Annotated in this window: 5 protein-coding genes; 4 read left to right on the forward strand and 1 reads right to left on the reverse strand. The window is 61.0% G+C overall.

Translation table 11 applies throughout. The features are described from left to right. Position 1 precedes the first annotated feature (1 nt). Positions 2 to 1,771, reverse strand: coding sequence for an L-lactate permease (locus tag OXI69_03185; GenBank protein ID MDE2665135.1), 1,770 nt, complete (start codon positions 1,769 to 1,771; stop codon positions 2 to 4). A gap of 344 nt (positions 1,772 to 2,115) precedes the next feature. On the opposite strand from OXI69_03185, the gene ilvC reads away from it, so the two are divergent. From ilvC to leuB, 4 genes are all read left to right on the forward strand, one after another. Then, on the forward strand, positions 2,116 to 3,117 hold the full coding sequence (gene ilvC, locus OXI69_03190) for a ketol-acid reductoisomerase (protein ID MDE2665136.1): 1,002 nt from the start codon (positions 2,116 to 2,118) through the stop codon (positions 3,115 to 3,117). A 43-nt stretch (positions 3,118 to 3,160) separates the two neighbouring features. Next, complete coding sequence (locus tag OXI69_03195; protein ID MDE2665137.1) at positions 3,161 to 4,402, forward strand: TIGR00300 family protein; 1,242 nt, start codon at positions 3,161 to 3,163, stop codon at positions 4,400 to 4,402. Positions 4,403 to 4,464: 62 nt separating this feature from the next. Further along, on the forward strand, positions 4,465 to 6,027 hold the full coding sequence (locus tag OXI69_03200) for a 2-isopropylmalate synthase (GenBank protein MDE2665138.1): 1,563 nt from the start codon (positions 4,465 to 4,467) through the stop codon (positions 6,025 to 6,027). Positions 6,028 to 6,061: 34 nt separating this feature from the next. Then, positions 6,062 to 7,162: a 3-isopropylmalate dehydrogenase gene (gene leuB / locus OXI69_03205; GenBank protein ID MDE2665139.1), complete on the forward strand. Its 1,101-nt coding sequence runs from the start codon at positions 6,062 to 6,064 to the stop codon at positions 7,160 to 7,162. The last annotated feature ends 300 nt before the right edge of the window (positions 7,163 to 7,462 follow it).

Consider the following 7,462-nt stretch of genomic DNA (forward strand, 5'->3'; position numbering starts at 1 on the left):
CCTACCCGGCCCGCTGCCTGCCGGCAGCGATCAGCCACACGACGGTCGCCGCAATCAACAGGACGATGAACGTTCCCGGATTCACCCAGCCTTGCCGGGAATGCCACGCGATCGCATAACCCAAAGCACCCGCCAAAAGGGCATAGGTGGCGAAGGGAAGCAGGGTTAGGCGAATGATGGCGCCCTCCTTGCCGACCAGCCCGGCCACCGCCGAAGCCGCCACCACGTTGTGAACGCAGATCATGTTGCCGGCGGCTCCGCCTACCGCTTGCAGGGACACCATCCAGACCGGATCCGCCCCGATGCGTTGCCCGACTCCAAACTGGAAGAGGGAGAACATCATGTTGCTGACGGTGTTGCTGCCGGCTACGAAAGCCCCCAGGCCTCCGATGAAAGGGGCGAAAATCGGCCAGGCGGTCTGGGCCAGGGCGGCCACACCGGCGGCCAGCACGATGGGCATCTTGTCGTAACCGGCGGCCCCACCGTCCGAGTTGATGAATACCTGCACCATGGGGACGGTGAAGATGAGGGCGACCGAGGCAGCTGCCGTGGTCCCGGCCGATTGAAAACACACCTCCCGGAAACGGGACAAACTCAACCGGTGAGCCCAGAAGGTCAGGACTGAAACCAGCAGAAATATGCTTCCGGGCAGATAGAGGGGCTGCACGCGGGCCGAGATCCCGGTGTCCAGGATGTGCGGAAAGGAAATGGTCCAGGCCCGAGTCCATTCCTGAAAAGGGAAAAATCCCAGCCGGGTGAGTACCAGCAACAGGCCTACCAGAAGATAGGGTGTCCAGGCTCTCAACAGGCCCATTGGGCGAGCCGGAGGCTCCTCCTTCAGACGAACCGATCCGGTCCAGTGGCCGGGCCAGTGTTCCGGAGCATCGAAATCCCATTGATTCTCCGGCCGCGGCATGAAAATACCTCTCTTGGCGGCAAAGATCACCAGAGCCAGGCCGATGAGCCCCCCGAACAGGGAGGGGAACTCGGGACCCAGAAATCTGGCTACCAACAGATAGGGCAGGGTCATGGCGAAGGCGGCCATGAGGGCAAAGGGCCATACCCGCAATCCCTCGGCCCAGGATCGGTTCTTGCCGAAAAAGCGGGTCATCAACGCCAGAACGAACAGGGGCACCAGGGTTCCGGCAGCGGTGTGCAGCAGCGCCACCCGGAAGCCGATTTCGGAGAGGAAGCCGTTCCAATCGGTGAATCCGGCCTGGAGGGCAAAGGCCTGGATGGAGGCATCGGCGGAAAGCCCGCTGTTGACTCCGATCAGGATGGGGGTCCCCACGGCACCGAAAGAGACGGGTGTGCTTTGAATGATCATTCCGGCCATGACCGCACCCATGGCCGGGAACCCCAGTCCCACCAGCAGAGGGACGGCGATGGCCGCCGGCGTCCCGAAACCGGCAGCCCCTTCGATGAAGGTGCCGAACAACCAGGCGATGATCACCACCTGAATCCGCCGGTCGGGAGTCACATTGGTGAAACCGCTTCGGATGGCCTGAATGGCGCCGCTTTGCCGCAGGGTGTTGAGCAGCAGAATGGCTCCAAAGATGATGTAGAGCAGGGTGGCGGCAACCACCAGGCCGTTGATGGAAGCCGCGGCCACCTGCCGCACCGGTACTTGCCACACCAACAGGCCAAGCGCGGCGGTAACCAGGTAGGCGATCGGCATGGCCCGCCTGGCGGGCCATCGCAGCAGCACCAGCAGCAGGGCTACCGCGACGATGGGGAGAGTGGCCAGCAGAGAGAGCGTGAAGGGTTGCAAAACGGCACCTGCGTGGTCAGTTGGTTTTTTCGGACGTTGGGTCGTTCCGGTCCTTCAATTTATGCCAGGACCGGTCGCCCGGCCCCAACAACATTTCCTCGTAGAAACAGGTGACGAGGTCTACTAGCGTAGTCGGAATGGCGCCCCGAAATTCCATGCGATTCTCTCATCCCAACCTTGGACCCGGACAAACTGAGACACTACCGAGTTTTTTGAAGGCAGGTGATGGCTTGGTGTAACATGGGCAGCATCCATGGGCCGGAACCAGGGCTGCCCCCTGCAGGCAATCGAGGGCCCCGGAAGCAGTTTCCGGACCCAATCCATATCCAAGCGAGGACGCGTCAATGGCGAAAGTTTATCACGATGAAGATGCAGATCTGGCTCACCTGAAGGAAAAGAAAATTGCCATTATCGGCTACGGCAGTCAGGGACATGCCCATGCCTTGAATCTCAGGGACAGCGGACTGGAGGTGGTGGTCGGACTCTATGAGGGGAGCCGCTCCTGGGCCAAGGCCGAGGGCGAAGGACTTCAGGTGGCCACGGTGGATGAGGCTTCGGCCCAATCCCAGGTGATCATGATCCTGGTTCCCGACCAGACGCAACGGGCAGTGTTCGAAGCCTCCATCAAGCCGCATATGTCGGCAGGAAAGACCCTGATGTTCAGCCACGGGTTCAACATTCATTTCAGTCAAGTCGTACCGCCGCCGGAGGTGGATGTCTCCATGATCGCTCCCAAGGGCCCCGGACACATGGTCCGCCAGGTCTACCAGGAGGGAGCAGGCGTTCCCGCTCTGGTTGCCATCGAGCAGGATGCTTCCGGCCATGCCCTCGACGTGGCGCTGGCCTACGCCAAGGGAATCGGCGCCGCTCGGGCAGGGGTGATCGAGACCACCTTCAAGGAGGAGACCGAGACCGATCTGTTCGGTGAGCAAGCCGTACTCTGCGGCGGGACTTCCGCCTTGGTCAAGGCTGGATTCGAGACACTCATCAAAGCCGGCTATCAACCGGAAGTGGCTTATTTTGAATGTCTTCACGAGATGAAGTTAATCGTAGACCTCATGTATCAAGGCGGCTTGTCCTACATGCGCTATTCCATCAGCGACACCGCCGAGTACGGTGACTACACCCGGGGGCCTCAGATCGTCAACCAGGCCGTGCGGGATGCCATGGACGACATCCTGGAAAATGTCTGCAACGGCAATTTCGCTCGGGAATTCATCCTCGAGAACCAGTCCGGGCGGGCTTCCATGAACGCCAATCGGCGCCGGGAGGCCGAACACCCCATCGAGCAGGTGGGCAAGGGACTGAGGGACATGATGAGCTGGATGAACAAGACGGAAAGCTAGTCAGTGGCCCGCCAAAGGGCTCCAACCGTACCGGTGACCATCCATGGTTCAGTTGCAGGAAGAAATCGAGATCGAAGGCCACCTGATCGATTCGGGCATACTCAAGTACGCCTTCGACAAGATCGTCGAAATGGAGGGCCAGTTCGAAGTCCTGCGCTTCGAGATCGGAAGGAACAACCAGGAAACCTCCCGGGCCTGGCTCATGGTGAAGGCCCGGAGTCAGCAACAGTTGCAGGACATCCTGGCTGCCCTGGAGGATTTCGGCGCCATCATCGATCGGGATGATTGCCGTCTGGTCCCGGCCGAACAGGACGGCATCCTGCCCAGCGAGTTCTATTCCACCACCAACTTCGACACCTTCATCAAGGTCCGGGGGGAATGGCAACCGGTCGTCAACCAGAAGATGGATGCCGTCATCGTGTGGACGGGTGAACAGGCCATCACCAAGAAGATCAGCGGAGTGAAGGCGGGAGACCGGATTGTCGTCGGACGCCAGGGGATTCGGGTCAAGCCGCAGGAACGAAGCCGCGAGTACTCGGTGTTCGATTTCATGTCCAACGACGCCAGCGCCGAAATCAACAAGGGAATACTGATTTCCCAGATTGCCAGGGAGATCGACGCGGCCAAGAAGGCGGGAGACCGGATCGCCATTGTCCCGGGCCCGGCGGTGATCCACTCGGGCGCGGACGGCTACCTGAAGGAGGTGATCCGGATGGGCTACGTGGACGTGGTGCTCACCGGCAACGCCTTTGCCGCTCACGATATCGAAAAGGCCTTTCTGAACACTTCCCTCGGAATTCACCAGGAAAGCGGCAAGGCCGTGGACGGCGGACATCGCAACCACATTTGGGCCATCAACGAGATCAATCGGGCAGGAGGCATTGAGAGAGCGGTCGAGAAGGGAGTGCTGACCGCGGGCTTGATGTACGAGTGCGTCAAGCGGGGCATTCGGACGGTCCTGGCCGGGTCCATTCGGGACGACGGTCCCCTGGTGGACGTGGTTACCGACTGCGTGGAGGCGCAGCGGGAGTACATCGATGCCCTGGATGGGGTGGCGGTGGTGTTGATGCTGGCCTCGACGCTGCACAGCATCGCCGTGGGCAATGTACTGAAGAGCAGCGTCAAGACCGTGTGCGTTGATATCAACGAAGCCACTCCCCTCAAGCTGGGCAATCGGGGAAGCAAGCAGGCCATCGGAATTGTGACCGATGTTTCCTTTTTCTTGAATGTTCTGGCTGCTGAGCTCAAACTATGTGGTAACGGGTCTAGTCAGGTTAGGACCTGAACCCTTTGAGAGGAGCTCGCGCCTTGCGGCTTCGGCAGGTGAGCAGGACCAGGGGGAAACCGATGGAAGACACCATTCATATCTTCGACACGACCTTGAGGGACGGGGAACAGTCTCCCGGTTGCAGCATGAACCTGGAGGAGAAGCTGAAGCTGGCTCACCAGTTGGAAGCCCTCCGAGTGGATGTGATGGAAGCCGGGTTTCCCATTGCCTCCGACGGCGATTTCGAGTCGGTGCGCCAGGTTGCCAGGGAGATCCGTTCGGTAACGGTGGCAGGACTGGCCCGGGCCATGGAAAAGGACATCCGCCGGTGCTGGGAGGCTTTGGACATTGCCGCCAAGCCGCGAATCCACACCTTCATCGCCACCTCCGATATACACCTGAAGTTCAAGCTCAAACGTTCCCGGGATCAAGTCCTGGAGGACACGGTCAATGCGGTTCGGTTGGCCCGGTCCCTCTGTGACGAGGTGGAGTTCTCCGCCGAGGACGCAGGGCGCAGCGACCTGGATTATCTGTGCCAGGTTGTGGAAGCGGCAATCTCGGAAGGCGCGACCATCATCAACATCCCCGATACGGTGGGATATTGCGTGCCGGAGGAGTTCGGACGGATTTTCAGTGTGCTGCGCGAAAAGGTGCCCAATATGGACCGAGCGCGCTTGAGCTGCCATTGCCACAACGACCTGGGGTTGGCGGTGGCCAACTCCCTGGCTGCCATTCGGGCCGGTGCCCGGCAAGTGGAGTGCACCATCAACGGGATCGGCGAGAGGGCCGGCAACGCCTCCCTGGAAGAGATCGTGATGGCGCTGCGGGTACGCCGTGAGCACCTGGGTTTCAGCACCGGAATTCAGGCGGAGCAGATCTACAAGACCAGCCACCTGCTCTCCAACCTGACGGGAATGATGGTCCAGGCCAACAAGGCGGTGGTGGGCAAGAACGCCTTTGCCCACGAGGCGGGGATCCATCAGGACGGGGTGCTCAAGCAGGCCCTGACTTACGAGATCATGACCCCGCAGTCGGTGGGGGTTCCCACCAGCAACCTGGTGCTGGGCAAGCATTCGGGGCGCCATGCGCTTTCCAAGCGCTACATGGATCTGGGCTACACCCTGGACAAGAAGGAACTGGACCGAGCCTACATGCTCTTCACCAAGCTGGCGGACAAGAAGAAGAGTATCTATGACGAGGACTTGCTGGCCATCATTCACGACGGCATACGAATGATTCCCGAGCGCTACCACCTGAAGTATGTCCACGCCACGGGCGGCAATCAGGTGCTGGCTTCGGCAACGGTAAGGCTGAGCAAGGACAACGAGTTCTGCGTGGACACCGCCCTGGGCTGCGGTCCCATAGAGGCTACCTACAGGGCCATCGATCGAATCACCGGCGTGCCCGGAAGGCTGTTGGACTATTCCGTGCGTTCGGTCAGCAGCGGCAAGGACGCCGTGGGCGAAGTCTTCGTTCACGTGCATTTCGAAGGCAATCACTTCACCGGCAAGGCCGCCAGCTCCGACCTGGTGGACGCCAGCGCCCGCGCCTATCTCAACGCCGTCAACAAGATGATCCATGCCAGGGAGTCGGCGGCTTCCCGGCAGCGGGCCAAGCGAAAGCTGCCGGTTCCCCAGGCGTAATAATCCTTTAAAAGGAAAGAGGCAACGACAATCCATGGGATCCAATGGTGAGAAGCGGGTCGCGGTAATCCCGGGAGACGGAATCGGGAAAGAGGTCATGGCCCAGGCCTTGCTGGTGATCGAAAGGATCGCCGCTCGGTACGGCCACTGCATCCGGACCGAAGAGGCCCTGGCCGGAGGCAGCGCCCTGGATGCCACCGGCGTGCCGCTGCCCGAACCCACCCTGGATCTCTGCAAACGGAGCCATGCCGTCCTGCTGGGAGCCGTGGGTGGTCCCCAATGGGATGACAATCCTCCCGAACTGAAGCCGGAAAAGGGAATTCTGGGCTTGCGCGCCGGCCTGGGGCTCTTCGCCAATCTCCGGCCCGCTCATGTCTACCCCACCCTGGCGGGGGCTTCCAGCCTGAAGCCCGAGATTGTCGAGGGAGTCGATCTGTTGATCGTGCGAGAACTGACCGGCGGCATCTATTTCGGTCAGCCCCGCGGCATCTCGAAAATCAACGGACAGGAAGTTGGAATCAATACCCTGATCTATCGAACGTCCGAGATCGAGCGGATCGCCAGGGTTGCTTTCGAGGCTGCCGGCAAGAGGCGAGGCCGGCTGACTTCGGTCGACAAGGCCAACGTTCTGGAATCGTCGCAGTTGTGGCGCCGGGTGGTTGCGGAGGTGGGCAGAAGTTTCCCCGACATTGCACTCAACCACATGCTGGTCGATAACTGCGCCATGCAGTTGATTGCCGACCCCGGGCAGTTCGACGTCATCGTCACCACCAACATGTTCGGAGACATCCTCAGCGATGAAGCCTCCATGCTGACCGGCTCCATTGGAATGCTGCCCTCGGCCAGCCTGGGTGGCCGCAACGGTCTTTACGAGCCCGTCCACGGTACGGCGCCCGACATTGCCGGCAGGGACCTGGCCAACCCGATCGCCATGATTGCCTCCGCGGCCATGATGTTCAAGTATTCCTTCGGATTGGAGCGGGAAGCGGCCGCCATCGAAAGGGCGATTGCCTCGGTGCTGGACGAGGGTTACCGCACAGCCGACCTGATGGCGGCCGGCGGCCGCTCGGTGGGCACGCGCGAGATGGGACAGTTGATCCTGGACCGACTGGACGCACAAGCCATCGACGGGTAGATTCTCCCCCTCCTGGTCCCTCCCTGGGGAGCGCCCCTGCTCCCTTCCTGCGTGGCCAGACCTACAACTGAATTTGACAGCTTGGCGTATACCCCCCACCGCATCAGCCTTCGCCATTCAGCGCTGCTTTGCGGCGCCGCGTATGCCCCCCTCCGCATCAGCCTTCGCCTGCGGCTCGGCTTCTGCGACTCCCCCCTTGAGGGGGGAGTCGCAGAAGGTACAGACCGCATTCATCCTTTACACCCTAAACCGCAAACATGGTTTACACGCTGATAGGGTATCGATCGAGGAGGATAGAGC

The sequence above is a fragment of the Acidobacteriota bacterium genome (assembly GCA_028875575.1).
Taxonomy (GTDB): domain Bacteria; phylum Acidobacteriota; class Terriglobia; order Versatilivoradales; family Versatilivoraceae; genus Versatilivorator.